Source organism: Stieleria sp. JC731, from assembly GCF_020966635.1.
Lineage (GTDB): Bacteria > Planctomycetota > Planctomycetia > Pirellulales > Pirellulaceae > Stieleria.
The window spans coordinates 223,414-243,352 of record NZ_JAJKFQ010000002.1; the positions used below are offsets into that span (position 1 = coordinate 223,414).

Consider the following 19,939-nt stretch of genomic DNA (forward strand, 5'->3'; position numbering starts at 1 on the left):
CACAATGCGCTTCAATCCGCTGGGGCATTCCTTTCGCAAACTGCCGAGCTTGTCATGGCGAATCGCCTGCTAAATCGCCCGCCGGTTCGCATTGGGGGTGCCTGCGGCGCGAATGGTGGGAACTTGCGGAACCAAATTGACCGCGCGGATCGATCCGATTATTCCGATTCACGTACCTTTTTCTTCATCGCCTTTGGCCAGTCGACGTGCCTAGATTGAACGACGTGCCTGCATCTGAATCCGACATGCCACCCGCTGACAATTGCGTCGGGTACGAAGAAGCCGTCGGATACCTCTACGGGCGGATCGACTACGAAAGGATCGCTTCGAATTCGTCGGAACACGAATTCCGCTTGGATCGCACCGCTGAACTGTTCCGTTCACTCGGGCTGACCAGATATCTTCACCCTTCGTATCGCACCGATGCGGAAAACGCGGACCGCGAGAACCAGACCACGGTACCGATCGTGCACGTAGCCGGAACAAAAGGCAAAGGCTCGACAACCACGATGGTCAGTTCAATCTTGGCTGCCGCAGGGATTAAGGCCGGACTCTACACCTCGCCTCACCTGACTCGCCTTAACGAGCGATTCCGAATCAACGGGAATCCCTGTAGCGACGAAGACCTTGTCCGACTCGTTGAACGCGTCAAACCGGTGGTCGAAGAATTTGATCGCCTGGGCCAAGGGCTTTCATTTTTTGAACTGACAACCGCTCTTGCCGTTTTGCATTTCGACCTCAGTGGCTGCGATGCGATCGTTCTTGAAGTCGGCTTGGGCGGACGACTGGACAGTACCAATGTTTGCCACAGCACCGTCACAGCGATCACTTCGATCGGATTGGACCACCAACATGTGCTCGGAAATACGCTAGAGGAGATCGCGCGAGAGAAAGCTGGCATCATCAAACCTTCCGTCCCGGTGGTTTGCGGAGTCAGAGACGCAGGACCGTTTCGAGTCATCCAAGAAATTGCAGAGCAGCATCGGTGCTCGGTCTTACACATCGAAGATGACTTTGCGGCCGACCAAATTGCTGAAACGCAATGTGGCACCCGGTTTACCTATCTCGAACGCGATGCGGGTACGCCAAATCCCAAAAGCAAAAGTGTGCGATCACAAAAAATCAACGCGGCGACGGAATCGTTCGACGTTGATCTTCCTTTGATCGGAAGACATCAAGCCGACAACGCGAGTGTGGCTATCACCATTTGCCGGACCTTGCAACAAACCCAAACGTTCCAGGAACGTTTCGCAATGCTCCATGAACGCTTCGCAATGCACGGAACTTTGCTGTCTTCCCAAGCGATGCAGCGAGGTCTGGATGCCGTTCGGTGTGCCGGGCGGTTAGAGAAATTTGTGTTGCCCGAAGACGCATTCATGGACGACTTTGGGACAACGCTGCCAAATCCGACCAAGCTGATTTTGGATACCGCGCACAACCCGGACTCGATCGCAGCGTTGTGCAGTGCAATCAAATCACGGGTGACGAACTCCACAGCGGATGCAGCGATGCACCGGCCCATCGTGCTGGTCTTCGGCACCAGCCGTGATAAAGACGTCCACGTGATGGCCGCACAATTAGTCGATGTGGTCGACCACGTGATTTGCACGCAGTACCAAACCAATCCCCGCGCAATGCCATCGCAGACGGTGCACGACGCATTTGATCAAGCCAAACAGAACCTTACAACTGAAAGGCAAATCAGCATCGAGGTCGAGCCCAATCCGAACCACGCGTTGGCAATCGCAGCGGTCAGGGCGACCGACGAAAACCACGCTCGCCCAAACAGCAATCTTCTGGCAACAGAACGTGGTACCGTGATTGTCTGTGGCTCGTTTTATCTTGCAGGCGAATTACGCGATCAGATCGTCCGGCGCAGTCGCAAACCGTGCGACCAAATCAAACTCGGTACGTACACCAATCGCGATTTCAGCCCCAACGGTTGAGCTGCAACGACTCACCGATGCCCTATCATTTTCAACCACCCACCGTTCGCAATTAAGCCTTTCGCTCGCACCGAACATGCAAACGATCCAACTTGACGTTTGGCACTCTGCCGCAGACAGCCAGCGACGAGGCGCGTTCGAACAACACTGCGAACAATGGCTACCCGCTGAAGAGCTCCAGAACGCTGATCGATATCGCCTGGTTCGAACCCGAAACCAGCATGTCATCGGCCGCGCGATGGCTCGCAGGTTGCTTGCGAAAGACCAAGTTGGACCGCATGACATTCGTTTCTGTGCCGGCACACATGGCAAACCCGAAGTTGATGCACCGCCATCGGCCAAAGTCCCGTTTAACATCGCCCACACCGATGGTTTAGTTGTCTGCGGGATCACCGATGACGACTCTGTACAGTCCATTGGCGTCGATGTCGAATCACTTCATCGCCGCACCACGACTGAAGTTGCTGACCGATACTTTTCAGAACCTGAGGTTGATTTCCTTCGTTCCCAAAAAGCGACAGAGCAGAAGTTTTACTTTCTGAAGATCTGGACGCTCAAAGAATCATTCATCAAAGCGATCGGAACAGGGCTGTTCACACCGCTCGCTGACTTCGCCTTCGAAGGCATCGAAACCGCGCAGCCTCAGATCCGATTCTTGAATCCGAAACTCGCTGACGGTCGCTCGTGGCACTTCATCTGTCATCAACCTCGAGACGGTTTCATCGCCACTGCTGCTGTGGCAACTCAAATCGATCACACACACGTCTCGAGCGGTCAATCGAACGTATCGGTGAACTGGAGAGCTTTCGACCAAAACGAGTGGTGACATTGCGTACAGATAGCTGCACCGGTGCGAATCTCAATTCGACAATGCGCACGGGTTTTTAGGTCGACATTGAGAATCGGCCTGTTCGAACGTTGATTTCTTTGACATTAAGTGGGTATCTATGTCAGAATCTTATGGTCGAGTTTGGGTCGAGGGCTGGCGGCTCGGCTCCGAGGGCAACGGCTAATCCTTCTCTTCCGCCTTGAAATCGATGTCTGATAGATCCATCACATTGATTCTGAATCGCCTCCGCAAGGCGATCACAGAAGACGAGCGCCAAGCAGCGGCTGCAGAACTGTACCGGTGTTATCGTGCGCCGGTGGAAAAGATCGCACGCGGTCGACTCAGCCCCGGTGGCGGGCTTGCTGATGAAGAAGACGTCGCACAAAGCGCTTTCCGCAGTTTCTTTGATCGCATCGAAACCGGTCAACTCGATGCATTGGTCACCGGAGGTCAGGCCTGGGCGATTTTGGCCAGACTGACTCGCAATAAGGCGATCGACTCGGTGCGATATGACAATGCCCTTTGTCGAGGAGGTGAAGGCTCACGCCGTGGTGGCAACAACGCGCAGCCTGACCCTCCAGCAAACGCAAAACCCAATGGCTCGCAAGCCACAGCGGATCGCACCACCAACGACCGTCTTGGCCTGAGTGTGACGGGCGATCGAGGTGGTGCAGGCGACACCGCGATCCGGCGACGCATCGATGATCGTGGCGGTGTCGGTCGTCGCGAAGAATATCCGATGGATGCTGTCAGTGATCGTAAACAGCAAAGTGGTGACGAGCAGGTTGCGTCCAACGAAGTCGTGGAACGATTCTTGGAAGAGCTTTCCGAAGCAACGCTACGCGGGATCGTCTCGCTAAAGTTGCAAGGATTCACGAACGAAGAAATCGCGTCCCAACTCGGTTGTGCCACACGGACGGTTGAGCGCAAGCTGAACTTGATTCGGCGATTGTGGATACCGATTTTGGAGAACGCCGATGAACAGCGGCCAGCCTGAACCGTCGAACAATCCGATGGACGATTCACGAGAAAAGTGGATCACGATCGACCGCCTATGCGATGCCTACGAAGCGTCGCTTCAAGAAGGACACACCGAACGCGCACCGTTCCTGGCCGGTGTGCCATCGGGTTGGCGCGATCAATTGATGCATGAACTCGATGCGATCGATGCGGCCTATCGCGATGCGAAAGAAACTCGCGAGCAAACCGTAACGGCGTCGCCAGGGGAAATCGGAAGTCGGCGTCTACCCAAACAAAGTCGACTCGCCGAATTAGCCACCCTCGACTCGAATAAAGTCTGGCTGGGCCGATTTGAAATTCGTAAACGCTTGGGCACAGGTGCAACGGGAAGCGTCTGGTGCGCTCGCGACGCACGTCTTGCACGCTGGGTCGCTCTGAAGGTTCCCCATGCGACACGAGTGATGAGCGAAACGAATGCGGCAAGGTTTCAAACCGAAGCACGCGCCGCCGCAGCAATTAGCCACCCCAATGTCGTCCAAGTTCATGAGGTGCTAATCGAAGACGGCTTGCCGATTTTGATTCAGCAATGGATCGATGGACCATCTCTTGCCAAGTACATGAAGGAACACGGTCCCCTGGACTTTGACTTGGCCGCCGACTGGATGGCACAGATTGCCGATGCGGTCGCCACCGCGCACGAATGCGGCATCGTTCACCGAGATCTAAAACCAGCTAATGTCATGCTGGACAAGAATCGTCCGATGGTGCTGGACTTCGGATTGGCGAGCTACCCACAGCTATCCAATGGCTTAACAAGCGAGGGCACTGTCCTTGGTACACCTGCTTATATGAGCCCCGAACAAGCCGAAGGCGGTGACGATGGAAATAAACCACCGACGGACATCTATGCGCTCGGTGTGATTCTTTACGAGATGCTGACCGGTGCACCGCCGTTTGTTGGCAAAGCACGCGAAGTCATTCAGGCGAACAAAACGAACATTCCGGTCCCGCCCCGCTCACGCCGCGCAGGCATCCCACGCGATTTGGAAACAATAACGCTCCGATGCTTGGCCAAAAGCCCCACCGGTCGATACCGAACCGCCAACGATCTGCGCGATGACCTGATTCGTTTTCGAAAACGCGAACCGATTAAGGCAAGGAAGGTTTCCGCGATCGAGAATGTTCGGGTTTGGATGCGGCTACACCCGATCGCGACGTTGCTCGGAACGATGGTGCCGTTGATTGTTCTCCTGACTATCTTCCTGGCGGTCTCTCAATTCCGTCAGCATCGGCTGGTCGACAAGTTGATCGAAGAGACTGTTGAAAACCGCGAGCTGGTTACCGAACACCACATGGTACAGTTGGCTCGAGCATCCCAGGAAATCAAAAGTGGCGACCGCCATCGTGGCTTGGCTATGTTGCGTGAAATTCCCGTTGCCGCAAGGAACTGGGAATGGCAACTGCTCGATATGGTTTCCCACTCGCCAGCCCAATCGATCCTAAACGGAAAAGCCAACAAAGATTTTGACGCACCGATCAACTCGCTCGAAGTCAGCCACCAACGAAGATTCCTTTTTGCCGCATCCGCGGATGGCAAAGTCATCCGATGGAAATTACCCGCTCACAAACCGCTCTTTCTAAAAGACCCAAACAAGCGTCCTCGATTTCCTAAACCCGAGGTTCTCTACGCGGGCGTTTCCGAAGTGACTGACCTAGCGACCAGCCCCAATGGGAAATGGCTCGCCTGGTCTAATATCGATGGCGACGTTTTTATTTGGAACCTTGAAGAGAACCAACTGGCACAGCATCTCGAACAAGCAGATCAAACAAATGCGAATACGCTGGCCTTTTCTCCAAAGTCCAATCAACTGGTCGTCGCCGGTGGAAACGAACTTGGCGAAAACGTTCGACCAGATTGGTCAAGCTGGATCACTCGCTATCAGCTGTCAAAATCGGGTGCTTTCGAACTAGCCGAATCGTATCATTGGGACCGAGCCGCATTCACATCACTCGTCTTCACTGGCGAAGACGAGATCTACTGCACGCGTGGAAGCCTGACCATCCCGGGTGAACTGTTGGAACAACGTGATATCGGAATGGTTCAGCGATGGCGTTTGGAAAATGGTCAACTACGGTCGGACAAAATGATCTGGCGAGGCACCGCGATGATGGGCATGGACTACCATCCGCTGACTCGACGGGTTGCATGGTGCGACGAAAGCGGCATGGTTTATGTCCGCTGTCTTGATCATGATTCCAACAAGTCGTTGTGCCAATTTCGAGTCGGAGAACAAGCTCTGACGCAGGTGAGATTCGCACCAAGTGGGCGAGAACTTGCGGTCACATCGCTAAATGGAAACGTCTCACGCTGGAATATCGGTTTACCCGAATCGTCCGAACCACACTCAGCATCCCAAAACCTGGAAGGCACCTCGGACGAAAAAGCCGCCTCTTCGAAGACGGACAATCAATCATCTCAACTGGCTGCCAATCAAGAAAGCTCTTCCGAATCATCCTTAGCAGCAACAAGCTCAGACACCCAGCGTCTTGCGAATGATCAAGAGCCCTCTGCACCGACCGCTTCCACTGAAATTCGGCCGACATTGGGTGTTCGACACGTCAAAGACTACTTCGGACATGAATCGCCTGTACGTGATGCGGCTTATCTGTTCCCGCCGATCCTAAAACCGCGTGAACTGCGGCAGTACTTTGGAACCGCGTATCTCGTTTCGTGCAGCGACAACGGCAACATATTTCAGTGGGGACATGAAAACCATCAGTCCATCGATGCGATCGAACTGCCAAGCCACGGGCTTCTGGACGCAAAATGGCTATCCAATGACAACATCATCGCGGTCAGCCTGAACCATCGAAAAAGCTTCCAACCGGGATTCCAAACTCACAAACTGCCATCAGCAACGATCGAACATCGATCGGTCAAACAAGTGAGGCAACTGTCGCTGCCGATCGCCAACCCACAGCAGTCGGCCGCCAACTTAATCGCTATCGCTTGCGCGGATCGAATCCACATCATGCGTCCTGGATCCGGCGAACCGCTTCAGCAATTAAATATTCCAGATAGCCGCCGTTCCCATTTCACAACCGCATGCGTCATCGATGAACGATATGTGGTCGCTGGCGTGACGCGGCTTGAAAAGCCGGTTAAAAGCCTGTCGCCGCAAACGCCGGCCGAGCTTGCAAAGAATCGTCAAATCAGCGTTCTCTTGTATGACCTACAGCATCCCGATCAACCATCGGAACGTGCCCTGGAAAGTAAGTCTGTCATCACGACCGCGCACTTTGCACCACAAGCGAATTTGCTGCTCATCGGGACCGCTAACGGAAGTTTTCTATCGCTGCCAATGCGTTTCCCCGTAATGACCGCAGATAAACCCGAGCAGCAATCAACATTGCGTCAGCATTGGCCGAACCAGACTATCCGGACACACGAAGGGCACCGTGGTGGCATCCTTGACATTGAATCTGTTGATGACGATCAGCTAGCGACCGTCGGACGTGACGGAATGTGCTACCTCTGGAATCTCACAGAACTTCGCCAACAAAAGTTCGCCCCCGAGAGTACTGCAATTCAAACCAAGTTGATGGTCAGTGCGGCACCGGTCAATTGTGTCACCGCAAACACTGATGGGAGCCGGTTGGCGACCGCCAGTGAAGACCGCATGATTCGAATCTGGGACACCAACAGTGGACTCGAGCTGGTTTCGATCGGCCCCAGAAAGACCCGTATCATGTCGATCCAATTCAGCCCCAACAGCGACAAACTGCTGATTGCCGACCCGACCGGATACGTCGAAGTCATTCGCCTAAATGGACGACCAGCAGGCGAATCAGAGAATCAAAAATAGAACATCATCACGAATCAGTCGATTCCCAATTGCGATGCCACGCTCGCTTCGTCGCTGGTGCCGATCGCTTTGAAAACCTCCCATGCGGGCTTGGGGCTTCCGATCGGGTTGGAAGAACTCGGCAAGCCGCGAAGCCCCAAACGCAGGCCGCCTTCGTTTGGGTGATCAACAGGTCGGTGATAATCAAACGCGATAACCGATGGGCAATTCCGAAGCGTTTGCCAAGTTTTTAAAAGTGCCTGTGCCTGGATTTTCAACTGCTCGGGATGGTCTACAGCCGCATGATATCCCTGCTCGCTACAGATCACCGGCCGTAGTGCCCCGCCTTTTTGACGCATCTCGGGCTGATGCATCAATCGATCAAGCACGGACAAATTCTTCATCGTGATCAACTCGGTCTGATCAGTATCGTCGACTTTGGTATCGTTCCAAAAATCTGCGTTCCAAAGACTCTCAGGATAGGGATGGTAAGCCACTCCCCAAGCAAAGTCGCCGTGCAGTCGACTATCGCTCGCTAGCCATCGAATCATCTCTCTTGGCGCATAGGTCTTCCATGCGATGCAGTCCGACGCGTTCCATCGGTGGGTTAGCGAAATGAAGACTTGTGAGTGACGGTTGTATTGCCGCATGACATGGTCGACCAATCTCATCGAACGCAGGTAGTGCTCCATAAACACCTCGAAAGGCTGCTCGCCCATATTGGTCCACTGCCACCCATAGTCGACTTCGTTGTGAACAATCCAATGGTCAACACGCAACATCGATTCAGATCCACCATAACGACGCCCCAGCACATCCAGCGCAGCGAGGTACCGGTGCACCGAAGGTTCTGATGTCAAATCCGGCATCGCATAAGGCCCTGCTTGGGTTGCCTCTGGATGCGCAAGCGAAGTACCAGTGTGGTGGTTTCCTGATTGGATCAACAGGATCCCCGCGACAACGCATTCGGCCTGCCGAGCGACCCGGATGTTGCGGTCGTACCCTGATAGCCTTGCCTCGTTGACCCACCACTGACGACCATTGATTTCCGTTGGAACCCATCCAATGATTTCTTCGGGGCTAACCAAGCCATCAATCAGCAGATTGACCGACGCATGCCCCAGCCCAAGCTCAACAAGTGTCTCCGAATCGAATCGTGTATCGATACAGGTCAGACCTTTCGCAGCATGCAATACAGCTGGTGGCTCGCGGTCACTCTGGTCCACACTGACAGGGATATAATCTTCGGCCGATTCGGGTCGCCATTGCCTGCCATCCTCAGAAAGCGAGACGATCTGGAATCTTGAACCAGGAAGCAACTTTCTCGATTCAGCTTTTGACAGCCGAACTTCAAAACGCCCGTCACTGCTGGGATTCAACTTCCAGGTTTCACGTTCCTGCACACCAAATGACTCTGAAGCAATCTCCGAAGGCAGACGCACGGTCAACGAAAGACCGTCATCCACTTTCGTTAACTCTCCGGCAACCCGTATGTCGCCTTGCATCGCGACGACTTGCTTTATGTCGGCAGACCAAGTTCTGGTTTGATGATTCGCGATTCGCTCGGCCAACCGTTGCTTGGCTTCACGCTTGCCGCGTTCTTCCTTTTGTTGCTGCTGCTCGGCTTCGGTCATTGGACGGACAATCGCATGCCGCACGGTGATTCGCACGTCAGCTTTGGTGCCCAGATCCACACGCACTGACACCGGCATTTGGACCGGAAGGCGATCGGCAAGTAATTCAGAAAGGTTGACCGTGTAGTTCGTCCAACCTTCAGCCTTGGGAATATTTGGAAGCGTCCACACCGGTGACAGGCTGGCATTATCGCCTATCCGCCATTCCAGATTCTCGACCCCGTCTGCACAGAAGTAGCTCAGCTCAAACACCCAGTCGAGTTGCTGCTTTGACAACGATGGCAATTCAAACCAAACGAATGGGTCCGTCCCGCGAGTAGTCAACCCAATCTCGGAATCGCCCGAATGAAGCTCAACTTGATTGTTGCGTGGCGCCAGCTTGTGCCAATCAATCGAAAGTTGTCCGCCGGCGCAGGCCGTCCCATAAGACGGATTTAGAAGCAGGTTAGCCAACAAAACAACGGCTACGACGTTCCGAGAAGTCATCTTTATCACACCGATTCGAGCAATTGAAACTGGCCCGAATCATAGTTGATGTGAAATGCGACTGTCAGAGCGTGAGCTGGATCAGCACACCTGCGGTGAAGCTTGCCAGTAAGCCGACTAAACGGGAACGACATTCACACGGTCGTCATCGGCGCTGATGACTTTGGCACGAATCAGCTGACCGGCTTCGATTCCATTTTGCTCAGTCAAGAATTCGGCTGCGGCATAGCGGCAGGTCGTTCCGCGAACAACCGATTGGTTTCCAGCCTGACCAATTGACGCTAGCTTACGAATCGATTCGACCAACAGCTGAACCTCTTCACCAACAAGGCTGTGATAGTAATCACGGCGTAGTTCGGTTTCGAGTTCCCCGAGTTGTCGAACACGTTCGGTTTTCACGTCGCCGGGAATCTGATCGGGCATTTCGGCCGCAGGTGTTCCACGGCGGGCGCTGAAGGGAAACGCGTGAATCTTTGAAAACCCAGCTTCGCGACAAGTCTGCAGCGTTTGCTGAAACTCTTCGTCTGTCTCACCAGGAAAACCGGCAATGATGTCGGTGGTGATCGCAGGCTTGACGAGCGATTGACGGAGCAAGCGACAACGATCGAGAAACATCTTTGTTCCCCAACGACGTCGCATCCGGCGAAGCACCGAATCGCTACCCGCTTGCAAACACAAGTGCAGGTGCGGAACAACGCGATCGGAATACTCGTTCATGACCGCAATCAAACTGCGAGTCACCTCGGTCGCTTCGATGCTGGACAAGCGAATTCGGAAGTCACCGGGCAACTCGCAAAGGCTGCGCATCAAATCAGAAAGCCGCGTCCAGTCCTCGCGTGGCTTGTTGCGATTCCAATCGACGCCGTAGTGCCCCAGGTGAATTCCTGTAAGTACGACTTCACGGTGGCCGGCTTCGGTTAAGCGCTGGACCTCTTCGGTGATGTGATCCAAGGGACGCGAGGTCAGATCTGGCCGCACATGTGGAATGATGCAGTAACTGCACCGCAGCAAGCAACCGTCTTGAACTTTGACATAAGCGCGATGCCGGCCCGAGAATCCGTCTAGCCCGGTAGGCACATCGACGACGCCAAAGCGAGACATCAAGTCCGGCAATTCTCGCTTGTCCGTCACCACATCCACCACGCCGGGAAGGGCGGCGACCTCTTCAGGTGCGCGAGTCGCATAGCATCCCATCACGACGATTCGTGCGTTGGGGTTGTCTCGCGACATACGACGGATCACTTGACGGCTTTTAGCATCGCCTTGATTCGTCACCGTGCAGGTATTAACGATGCACACGTCGGCTTGATCGCCATCGGCACAATCGGAGAATCCGACTTTCTGAAGTCCCTGTCGAACGAGTTCGGTTTCGTACTGGTTGACTTTGCAACCGAGCGTTGTCACACGCAGTTTCGCGCTCATGAAATTCTGTTGTTACTATCCTTCGACCGGCTCGATGGTTGCGGACATGCTGCCCTTGCAACGAGGAATAAGGTCGTCTTTGCCAAAGCCGTGTATCTGATCTCGTTTTAGTTCGGCATGTTCAAGCGTTGTGGTCAAGCAAATCGCTTTGCCTTTAAAGTCGACTTCGGTTGCAATCTCGAAACCTTTTTCGACCGGATGCCGAAACAGTTTCCGCATCATCATGACCACATAGTTGTAGCTGTGATCCGAATCATCCCAAAGGATGACGTTGTACATTGGCTGTCGTTTCGGCTTTGTCTTATTGGTTTTCTTGGTGGTTGGTTCTGCCACCACGACATCGTTTTCTGACATACTCGACTCAATGCTCCCTGCTGAGCTCCTCGCTGAACCTCAGTTTTGGCCCTCTGTTACTAACGCGAGGCCGGCCCTATTGTAGCGCCCAGGGTGAGCGACGGCAGACCCTTTTTTCGGTGCAAGCATCCGTTTTTTGCCCGATCTTGGTCCCAACTTCACCTCATCAACGACAACCTCCAACCGTGCAGGTCCGATGCCCTCCGAAGAATCATTCCGCGAAATTTTGACCGCAATCCAGTCTAGCTCGCAACGACACCTGGATGATCTGATCGAGTGGCTGCGGATTCCCAGTATCAGCAGTGACAGTGGGAAGGTTGGCGAAGTTCGAAGGGCTGGCCAATGGGTTCTGGAAAAGTTCAAAGCCGCCGGACTGGAAACTCGTATCATCGAAACCGACGGGCACCCGTTTGTGTTCGCGCAAACCCCCGAAGTTGCTGGAGCCCCCGTTGTTCTGGTCTACGGGCATTACGACGTCCAACCCGTCGAGCCCGTCAACGATTGGATCAGCGGCCCATTCGAACCGACGATCCGCGACGGAAACCTGTACGCCCGCGGTGCGACGGACGACAAAGGTCAGGCACTCACACACGTCCAAAGCGTTTGCGATTGGCTTGCCAGCGGTAAAGCACTACCGTTGCAAATCAAGTTCTTGATCGAAGGCGAAGAGGAAGTCGGCAGCGAAAACCTCGAACGACTGCTGCCCGATATGTCCGACGAACTGGCATGTGACTGCGTCGTGATCAGCGATAGCGGACAATACGCCGACGGACAACCCGCAATTACCTACGGATTACGCGGGATCGCCACTTATGAATTGCACATCAAAGGCCCCAGCCAAGACCTGCACAGTGGATCTTTTGGCGGCGCCGTAATGAACCCCGCGATCGCGCTGTGCAAAATGCTGTCATCGATTGTCGATGCAGACGGCGTCATCCAGATCCCGGGTTACTACGACAAAGTGCAGCCACTGTCCGACTCCGAACGCGAACAGTGGAAGCAACTGCCGCAAACGGACGAGAAATTTGCGGCCGGAATCGGCGTGAAAGAACTGTACGGTGAAAAAGGCTTCACAACCGACGAACGACGCTGGGCAAGGCCAACATTTGACATCAATGGACTGACAAGCGGACATCAAGGCGAAGGCGTCAAAACGATCATCCCCGCCGAAGCTTCCGCAAAGATCAGCTTTCGCCTGGTTCCCAACCAAGACCCAAAGGAACTGACCGAGCAGTTGAACGCACACCTAGCTGCAAACACACCTCCAGGAATCACCTGGAAACTGGTGTCCGACCATGGCGCCCCTGGAATGCTCGCGAGCACAGACACGCCATTTGTTGAAGCCGCCAATGTCGCCATCGAAGCTGCCTTCGGTGCTAAACCAGTCATGATCCGCGAAGGCGGTTCGATCCCAATCGTGACCCGCTTTCAAGAAACCCTCGAGTGCGATTGCCTACTGCTCGGCTGGGGCTTGTCCGATGACAACGCCCACAGCCCGAACGAAAAGTTCCGTGTTGCTGATTTCCATCGTGGGATCGAAGCCTCTGCCAGGCTCTGGCACGAGATCGCAAAACGGGCACAATAACTTTTCAATCGCAAGTAGACTCTCGCTTCTCCACTTTCAACTCCTCGCCTGATAGCTAACTAGAAATGCTCGATCGCAAGTTCATTCTTCAAAACCCCGATTTGGTTCGTGACAACTGCCAAAAGCGTGGCGTTCCCTGCGACATCGATCAAATTGTCTCGTTGGAATCACAGCGGATGGAACAACTTCAATTGGCTCAGGAACTCAATCGCCAAGCCAACGAAGTTAGCAAGTCCATCAAAAGTGCCAGCAACGAAGAACGCCCCCAGATCATTGAACGAGGACGTGAACTCCGGCAACAGAAAGACGATGCCCAATCCAAATGCGATGAACTGGAAGCGGCGATCCTGGAGATCCAAAAGTTCATCCCAAACCTGACTCACCCCGACGTTCCAGAAGGCGGTGAAGATGACGCGAAAGAACTATCGTTTGGCAAGACCGCCAAACCCAACTTCGATTTCAAAGCCTTGGACCATTTGGAGCTCGGCGAAAAACACGACCTGTTTGACTTCGAAGGCGGAGCACGCGTCGCCGGAGCCGGCTTTTACTTCCTACGTAACGCAGCCGTTCGTCTCGATTTGGCGCTGCAGCAATTTGCGGTCTCTTACTTGGGCGACAAAGGCTTCACGCCGGTCTCGACTCCTGACTTGGCACTAACGGAAGTTTTGCAAGGTACCGGGTTCAATCCACGCGGCCCCGAAACCCAAATCTACAGCATCGAAAATACCGAACTGAACTTGGTCGCAACCGCCGAAATCACCTTGGGCGGGATGATGAGCGGCCAAACGGTGCTCGATAGCGAATTGCCGATTAAACTTTGTGGTCTGAGCCACTGCTTCCGAACCGAAGCCGGTGCGGCGGGTCGCGCATCGAAAGGACTTTACCGAGTTCACCAATTCACCAAAGTCGAAATGTTCGCGTTCACCCTGCCCGAACAAAGTGACGCGATCCATGAAGAAATGCGTGGACTGGAGTGCGAAATCTTTGATGCACTAGAAGTCCCTTATCGAGTCATCGACACGGCCAGCGGCGACCTAGGTGGCCCCGCCTATCGCAAGTACGACTTGGAAGCGTGGATGCCAGGACGCGGTGAATCCGGCGAATGGGGCGAAGTCACCAGCACAAGCAACTGCACCGACTACCAATCGCGACGGTTGAACGTGCGATACAAAGTCGCCAGTGAGAAAGGCACAAAATACGTGCACACACTAAACGGCACCGCGATCGCAACCGGTCGTGCGATGATCGCGATCTTGGAAAACCACCAACGCGCCGATGGCAGCATCGCCGTCCCCAAGGCACTGCAGCCTTGGATGGGATGTGAAGTCATCCAGTAGCCATGCTGGGTTTTGAGCCTAAACACGGGGAATCAAACACCACCAAGAACGACTCGGTGATCTCGGTGCCTCAGTGTTTTCTTCCCTCCGAAGGTTCTCACCGCCACGCAACGCCCGCCTCCAAGATTGAGATAAAAACCGAATCGGTTCATCGCTATAATCGTGCCAGTTACCTACCCTTACTCGCCACGATGACCACGATGCACAAGCGTTTCACTTCGCTATTGATAACCCTCCTCGGCCTATCCTCGTTTGCCGCTGCCGATACTCCTAGCTTTCCTTCGTCGGATTGGCCTTGGTGGCGAGGACAGACCCGCCAGGGTGTTGCCTCGGCCGACCAAACGCCGCCGATGACATGGAGCGAAACGGAAAACGTTGCCTGGAAGACACCTATCCCAGGACGCGGCCACGGCTCCCCAATTCTGCTGAACGATCGCATCTATTTGATCACTGCCGATCAGGAACGCCGTGCGGAGCTGCTGCTATGCCTGGACCGGAAAACTGGCAAGCAGATTTGGGAAACGGTCGTACACCAAGGCGAATTCTTCAAAACCAGTGGACGCGAAGCCAACCAGAAGGCTTCCTGGGCCTCATCCACACCGGCAACCGACGGTGAGCGAATCTTTGTCAACTTCTACAACGACCAAGCGGTCTACACCAGCGCCATCAACCTTGACGGAGAGCTGGATTGGCAAACTCGTCTTTGTGACTACCAAATCCACCAAGGATATGGTTCCTCACCTGCGATCTACGAAAACCTTGTCATCGCGTCAGCGGACAACAAGGCCGGCGGCAGCATCGTCGCCATGGATCGCCAGACAGGCGAAGTCGCTTGGCGACGTGATCGCCCCGCGAAGCCGAACTATGCGTCACCGATCATCTTGAACGTCAGCGGTAAAGACCAATTGCTGCTTACCGGCTGCGACCTCGTCACCAGCCTCGATCCAACAACCGGAAAAACGAACTGGGAAATCGAAGGCGCGACGACAGAATGCGTGACTTCGACGGTGACCGATGGCAAGCATATTTTCACCAGCGGCGGCTATCCAAAGAATCACGTTGCTGCAGTCTTGGCGGACGGATCAGGCACCATCGATTGGGAAGTCAACACGCGGAACTATGTTCCATCAATGCTGGAAAAAGATGGTTACCTTTACATGTCACTGGATGCTGGCGTTGCAACATGCGTGAATGCCGAAGACGGTGAAACGATGTGGAAAAGTCGCCTCGGCGGCGAATTCACCGCCTCACCAGTGCTGGCAGGCAACTTGATCTACGCCACCAACGAGGATGGCACAACATTCGTTTTCAAAGCCGACCCAGAAGACTTTGAAAAGCTAGCCGAGAACAAGTTGGACGGAACCACATTCGCAACGCCAGTGATCTGCGACGGCAAGATTTATATCCGACTGGCAAAAGACCAAGACGGCACGAAGCAGGAATACCTTTACTGCATCGGGACAGAGCAATAGTTAGATCTGCAAAACCCAGCTGAGATAAATCAGCTGAGATAAATCAGCTGGGCTAAATCAGTGGGGGAGTCATCGCACTGAACAGCCTGTGGACCACAGGCTGGGTCTTTGACGAAGTCGCCTTCTACACAGCAAAGCCAGCGGAGAAGCACGCTAATCCCACGGAGTGGAAGGCGGCAATCAACAGGCCGATCGCCGCAACGAACCGCCTCTCAAAATGGCTCCGGATCAATCTTTCTTCAGCACCTGCAAGGCGTCGAGGTGCACCAGCCCCTTCACGCCATCGGTTAGCTGGACCACCTCAACGGTGTCGCCTTTCTTCAATTGCAGCGAACCGACGGAAACGAACTCGCCGTCTTCGCTGCCCTGATAGTTCACGAAGCTTTCCACGACTGCTCCATCGTGACGCAGTTCCACCGGTGCTGATGTCGAGCGATTATCAAACGGTGCACTCCGCAATCCGAATTGATAAGTCCCATCTTCCTTCGCCGTGAAGGTGTACGTCGCTTTGGCCTGACTTCCATTTCCGGCGTACTGGTATCCGTATCCGACATAGCGACGACCGGTCGACCCTGCATTCCATTTTCCTTCCATCTTGGCATCACGGTCATCAAGGATGATGCCGTCAAGCGTTTCGGGATCCAGTCCGGTCGGTGGGCCAAACTTCGAGGCACGCGGCAATGCCCCCGGATCGATCGTGATCGGAGCCGAAGGTGTACTGCGACGGGCTTTGCCGGGTAGCTCCAGCATTCCCAACAGCTCGGTGAGGTGTTGTTCGTAAACATCCCTCGGACTGCAATCGTTTGCGGCACAGATCGACGCGGCCTTGCCAACCACTTCACCCATCATCCCGCAAGTCTTCATCACGCGAACGGTCCCCAAGGCTTGGTGAGTCACGCTGACGTTGCGACCTGCCATGAACAAGTTATCGATATTTCGGCTGTAAAAGCATCGATAAGGGACGGGATAGCCATACATTCGATCGACGCGTCGATCGTGAACGGCCTTACTGATGAAAGGATTGTCCGGATACTTATCAGCGAACTCTTCTTTGGGGTAGTGCAAGTCAATTGACCATGTACTGGGAACACAGCCATCAGGGAACTCTCGTTTAGCAACGATATCGTCCTGCTCCAAAATGACGTCACCGAGAAGGCGATTGCTTTCGCGAGGCCCTCCGACGTAGGCAACCCAAGTCAAAACCGCGTTGGCATGGTCAGTGGCCCCATCGCGGTTCTTCATCGCGTTGAAAGCCCCGTAAACCGCTCGCAAGTTCCAGTCCCGAATTCCTTCGGCGTCCCCAATCGCGTCTTTATTGAACCCGCTTTCCCAGAACCATTGTCCGTGGTGATCGCGCGGATAAGGAAAGTCTTCCATCTTCAGATCGAGCGCCCACGGCGTTTCCGGGAACTCAGTCTTGGATTCCGTCTCATCCCAACGCCACATGTTGCTCATCCCCATGCGGCCGTCCGGTGCCATGTCACTGTCAGCGCCGACAAACTGGCCAAGCCAACCATGCCCGGTGCAGTCGGCAAATCGAGCACCGATCATGCGGACAACTTCGCCGGTCTTGGTATTAAGGGCATCAACGGACTGAATTTTTCGGTCGTCAACGGCGGCATCAAAAACATGGTGATTCAGCCACAAATCGATCTGCGGCTCGGCTCGAACGATCGCTTCCTTCTGCTGGTCACCAAACTCTTCGTAGCGACCGGGCGACTTCGTCGCTTTGTCGGAGAACTCTTCGACGATTTCGCCGATACGAGGAAACTTGCCGCGGCGGATATTGCCCATCGCCCAGACCCGAACTTCGCTCGAGCCATTGCCACCTAGAACACCTCGATCTTGCACCAAGGCGACTCGGCATCCCATCCGTGCAGCGCTAATCGCCGAAGCCATCCCGGCATAGCCACCGCCGACCACCACCAGATCATAGGGTCCACGTTCGGCTGGTGTTTCCGGCAGGCCCAATTGATCACGTCGCCACTGCGACAGGACACCGCCGGTTGGCGGGGGCGTCGCCTCCAGATCCGATGTCAGATAGACACAATCGCAGCGTCCATCAAAGCCGGTTAGGTCATGAAGACGAAGCTCGACGTTGCCTTCGGGAAGTTCAACCGATCCGCCATCGTGCCATGACCATTGCTTGCCTTCGGTCCCGAAGGTTCGCGCCAGCTTGTTGCCTCCGATCGAAAGCTCAAACTTTCCCGGGCTTCCCGCTGCATCCCAGCGTGCCACCCAATCAAAGGTCCGTACCCACACGCGGTAGGTGCCCGATTGTTTGATTTTGACCTCTTTGGTCGCGTCATCAACTGGCTTGCCTAGGCCATGAGCAAGCAGATAGGGCGACCCCATTTGCTGGATGAACTGGGTGTCCAATTTCCAGCCACCCAGATCGTCGAAACTCTCGCATTCCACGAAAACTTCGGCAGGTCGGGCGCCAGCTTCTGCTGCAGTAGCTGCCCCGCCAAAAGATATAAAGAGCACTGAAGCCGAAACGCTTGCCAGCAGCACAAAGGCTCTCCAACAAGCAACTTTAGCGAGGGCGCATGGGAAGGATCGAAAGGAATTCATGGTGGGATTATTCAGGGAAGAGATCGAGGCAGGGGGCCTGGGCGTGCGTCAACCCGATTCGCCATAGTTAGCGGGGTATCGAATCGTGGGCAACTGGTGCTTCGTTCCATATGAAAACACGGGTTCGGTTCATCAGCCGACGGGCGTTGGCCGCGGTTATTGCGAATGAAACCGTGGCCGGCGCCATACGGCGAATCCTAAAATCGAGTTGGAACGAAGCTCTAGTCACGATACTACAATTCGGCCAACTCAATCCAAACGGAGTTTAGGTTGAGCTCACGCCCACAACGGGGGCCTTTAGGATACACAGTTTTGCGTTTCAGGATCGTTTTGGCGGGACGAATCTGCTCGCCGAAACGCCCCCGGATTAATGCCTGATGGCGAAAGTCCCCGTGTTTTGCTACGGTCCTCCCCGATTGGTGGTCCGGATCGTTTTGGGGCTGAGAAAAACGACGGGTTCAGCTAAACTGATTCACCACTTAGCATGTATCTCTGTTTTCCCGGCGGCGTGGCAGTGTCTTTTTGATAGATGTGCCCACCGTGTTCGAGTCTTCCCGGCTCCCAAATGCGTATGGCGACTCTCGAATCTCAATCAAGTCAAAACTCGTCCAGCCGATCCTCTTCTAGCCAGCAACCGTCCAGCCGCAAGATGCCCGAATCGACAGAAGGAACCACAGGGCCAGCCAAGAAACGTGGCGTCCCAGAGGGTTTGTGGCTGAAGTGCCCCGGATGCGGCACCAGCGTCTATAAAAAAGAAGTCGAACAACGACTGAACGTTTGCCCCAAGTGCGAACATCACTTTTACGTTTCGGCGACCGATCGCATTAACCAAGTGATCGACGAAGGCACGTTCGAGCCGATGAACGAACACTTGCGGCCAACCGATCCGCTAGAGTTCTCCGATCGCAAGCGGTACGCCGAGCGTTTGGTCGGCGAACAGAAAAGGACCGGCCTGACCGATGCAGCTCTGACGGGCACCGGTATGATCCGCGCCCGACGCGTTGCATTAGCAGTCACCGACAGTGCGTTCATCATGGGTAGCATGGGCTCCGTCGTCGGCGAGCGGCTAGCCCGATTGATCGAACACGCGACTAAACAAGACCTTCCGCTGATCATCATCAGTGCAAGCGGTGGTGGTGCTCGGATGCACGAAGGCATTCTGTCGTTGATGCAGATGGCCAAGGTCAGCGCCGCGTTGGCAAAATACGACAAAGCTGGTGGATTGTTTATCAGCGTTTTGACTAACCCAACGATGGGTGGCGTCGCTGCCAGTTTCGCCTCCTTGGGTGACCTCGTCTTTGCCGAACCGAAAGCATTGATCGGATTTGCCGGTCCTCGGACGATCAAAGCGACCATCGGAATCGAGCTACCCGAAGGCTTTCAGACCAGCGAATTCCTTTTGGAACATGGGTATATTGACCGCATCGTGACCCGCAAACATTTAAAAACCGAAATCGCACGAGCGATCGACTACTGCGGAAAATAGGTCCACCTG

Annotated in this window: 12 protein-coding genes; 8 read left to right on the plus strand and 4 right to left on the minus strand. The window is 54.6% G+C overall.

The features are described from left to right. The first annotated feature begins 224 nt into the window (after window positions 1–224). The 4 genes from LOC67_RS06670 to LOC67_RS06685 all read left to right on the plus strand — a co-directional run bounded on the left by LOC67_RS06670 (window position 225) and on the right by LOC67_RS06685 (window position 7,601). Complete coding sequence (locus LOC67_RS06670; protein ID WP_230261753.1) at window positions 225–1,946, plus strand: bifunctional folylpolyglutamate synthase/dihydrofolate synthase; 1,722 nt, start codon at window positions 225–227, stop codon at window positions 1,944–1,946. A gap of 76 nt (window positions 1,947–2,022) precedes the next feature. Next, a complete protein-coding gene (locus LOC67_RS06675) occupies window positions 2,023–2,772 on the plus strand; it encodes a 4'-phosphopantetheinyl transferase family protein (protein WP_230261754.1) in 750 nt (249 codons plus the stop codon). A 211-nt stretch (window positions 2,773–2,983) separates the two neighbouring features. After that, window positions 2,984–3,772 carry an ECF-type sigma factor gene (locus LOC67_RS06680; protein ID WP_230261755.1) on the plus strand — a complete coding sequence of 263 codons (789 nt, stop codon included), beginning with the start codon at window positions 2,984–2,986 and terminating at the stop codon, window positions 3,770–3,772. Window positions 3,773–3,788: 16 nt separating this feature from the next. Next, entirely contained in the window at window positions 3,789–7,601 is a 3,813-nt protein-coding gene (locus LOC67_RS06685; RefSeq protein WP_230261756.1) for a WD40 repeat domain-containing serine/threonine protein kinase, read from the plus strand. Window positions 7,602–7,615: 14 nt separating this feature from the next. Here LOC67_RS06685 and LOC67_RS06690 read toward each other — a convergent pair whose 3' ends face one another. The 3 genes from LOC67_RS06690 to LOC67_RS06700 form a co-directional block, all read right to left on the minus strand. Beyond that, a complete protein-coding gene (locus LOC67_RS06690; protein ID WP_230261757.1) occupies window positions 7,616–9,700 on the minus strand; it encodes a DUF5722 domain-containing protein in 2,085 nt (694 codons plus the stop codon). A gap of 117 nt (window positions 9,701–9,817) precedes the next feature. Further along, window positions 9,818–11,122: a tRNA (N(6)-L-threonylcarbamoyladenosine(37)-C(2))-methylthiotransferase MtaB gene (gene mtaB / locus LOC67_RS06695; RefSeq protein WP_230261758.1), complete on the minus strand. Its 1,305-nt coding sequence runs from the start codon at window positions 11,120–11,122 to the stop codon at window positions 9,818–9,820. A 15-nt stretch (window positions 11,123–11,137) separates the two neighbouring features. Continuing rightward, window positions 11,138–11,476 carry an ATP-dependent Clp protease adaptor ClpS gene (locus tag LOC67_RS06700; protein ID WP_230261759.1) on the minus strand — a complete coding sequence of 113 codons (339 nt, stop codon included), beginning with the start codon at window positions 11,474–11,476 and terminating at the stop codon, window positions 11,138–11,140. Window positions 11,477–11,672: 196 nt separating this feature from the next. On the opposite strand from LOC67_RS06700, the gene LOC67_RS06705 reads away from it, so the two are divergent. The 3 genes from LOC67_RS06705 to LOC67_RS06715 all read left to right on the plus strand — a co-directional run bounded on the left by LOC67_RS06705 (window position 11,673) and on the right by LOC67_RS06715 (window position 15,870). Beyond that, the gene (locus LOC67_RS06705; protein WP_230261760.1) at window positions 11,673–13,061 is read left to right on the plus strand and encodes a dipeptidase; all 1,389 of its coding nucleotides are present in this window, start codon (window positions 11,673–11,675) and stop codon (window positions 13,059–13,061) included. A gap of 65 nt (window positions 13,062–13,126) precedes the next feature. Then, window positions 13,127–14,398 carry a serine--tRNA ligase gene (gene serS / locus LOC67_RS06710; RefSeq protein ID WP_230261761.1) on the plus strand — a complete coding sequence of 424 codons (1,272 nt, stop codon included), beginning with the start codon at window positions 13,127–13,129 and terminating at the stop codon, window positions 14,396–14,398. 200 nt (window positions 14,399–14,598) lie between these two features. Beyond that, entirely contained in the window at window positions 14,599–15,870 is a 1,272-nt protein-coding gene (locus LOC67_RS06715; protein WP_230261762.1) for a PQQ-binding-like beta-propeller repeat protein, read from the plus strand. Between the two features lie 228 nt (window positions 15,871–16,098). On the opposite strand, the gene LOC67_RS06720 is transcribed toward LOC67_RS06715, so the two are convergent. Beyond that, the gene (locus tag LOC67_RS06720; RefSeq protein WP_410001120.1) at window positions 16,099–18,288 is read right to left on the minus strand and encodes an FAD-dependent oxidoreductase; all 2,190 of its coding nucleotides are present in this window, start codon (window positions 18,286–18,288) and stop codon (window positions 16,099–16,101) included. Window positions 18,289–19,093: 805 nt separating this feature from the next. On the opposite strand from LOC67_RS06720, the gene accD reads away from it, so the two are divergent. Continuing rightward, on the plus strand, window positions 19,094–19,930 hold the full coding sequence (gene accD / locus LOC67_RS06725) for an acetyl-CoA carboxylase, carboxyltransferase subunit beta (RefSeq protein WP_230261763.1): 837 nt from the start codon (window positions 19,094–19,096) through the stop codon (window positions 19,928–19,930). The last annotated feature ends 9 nt before the right edge of the window (window positions 19,931–19,939 follow it).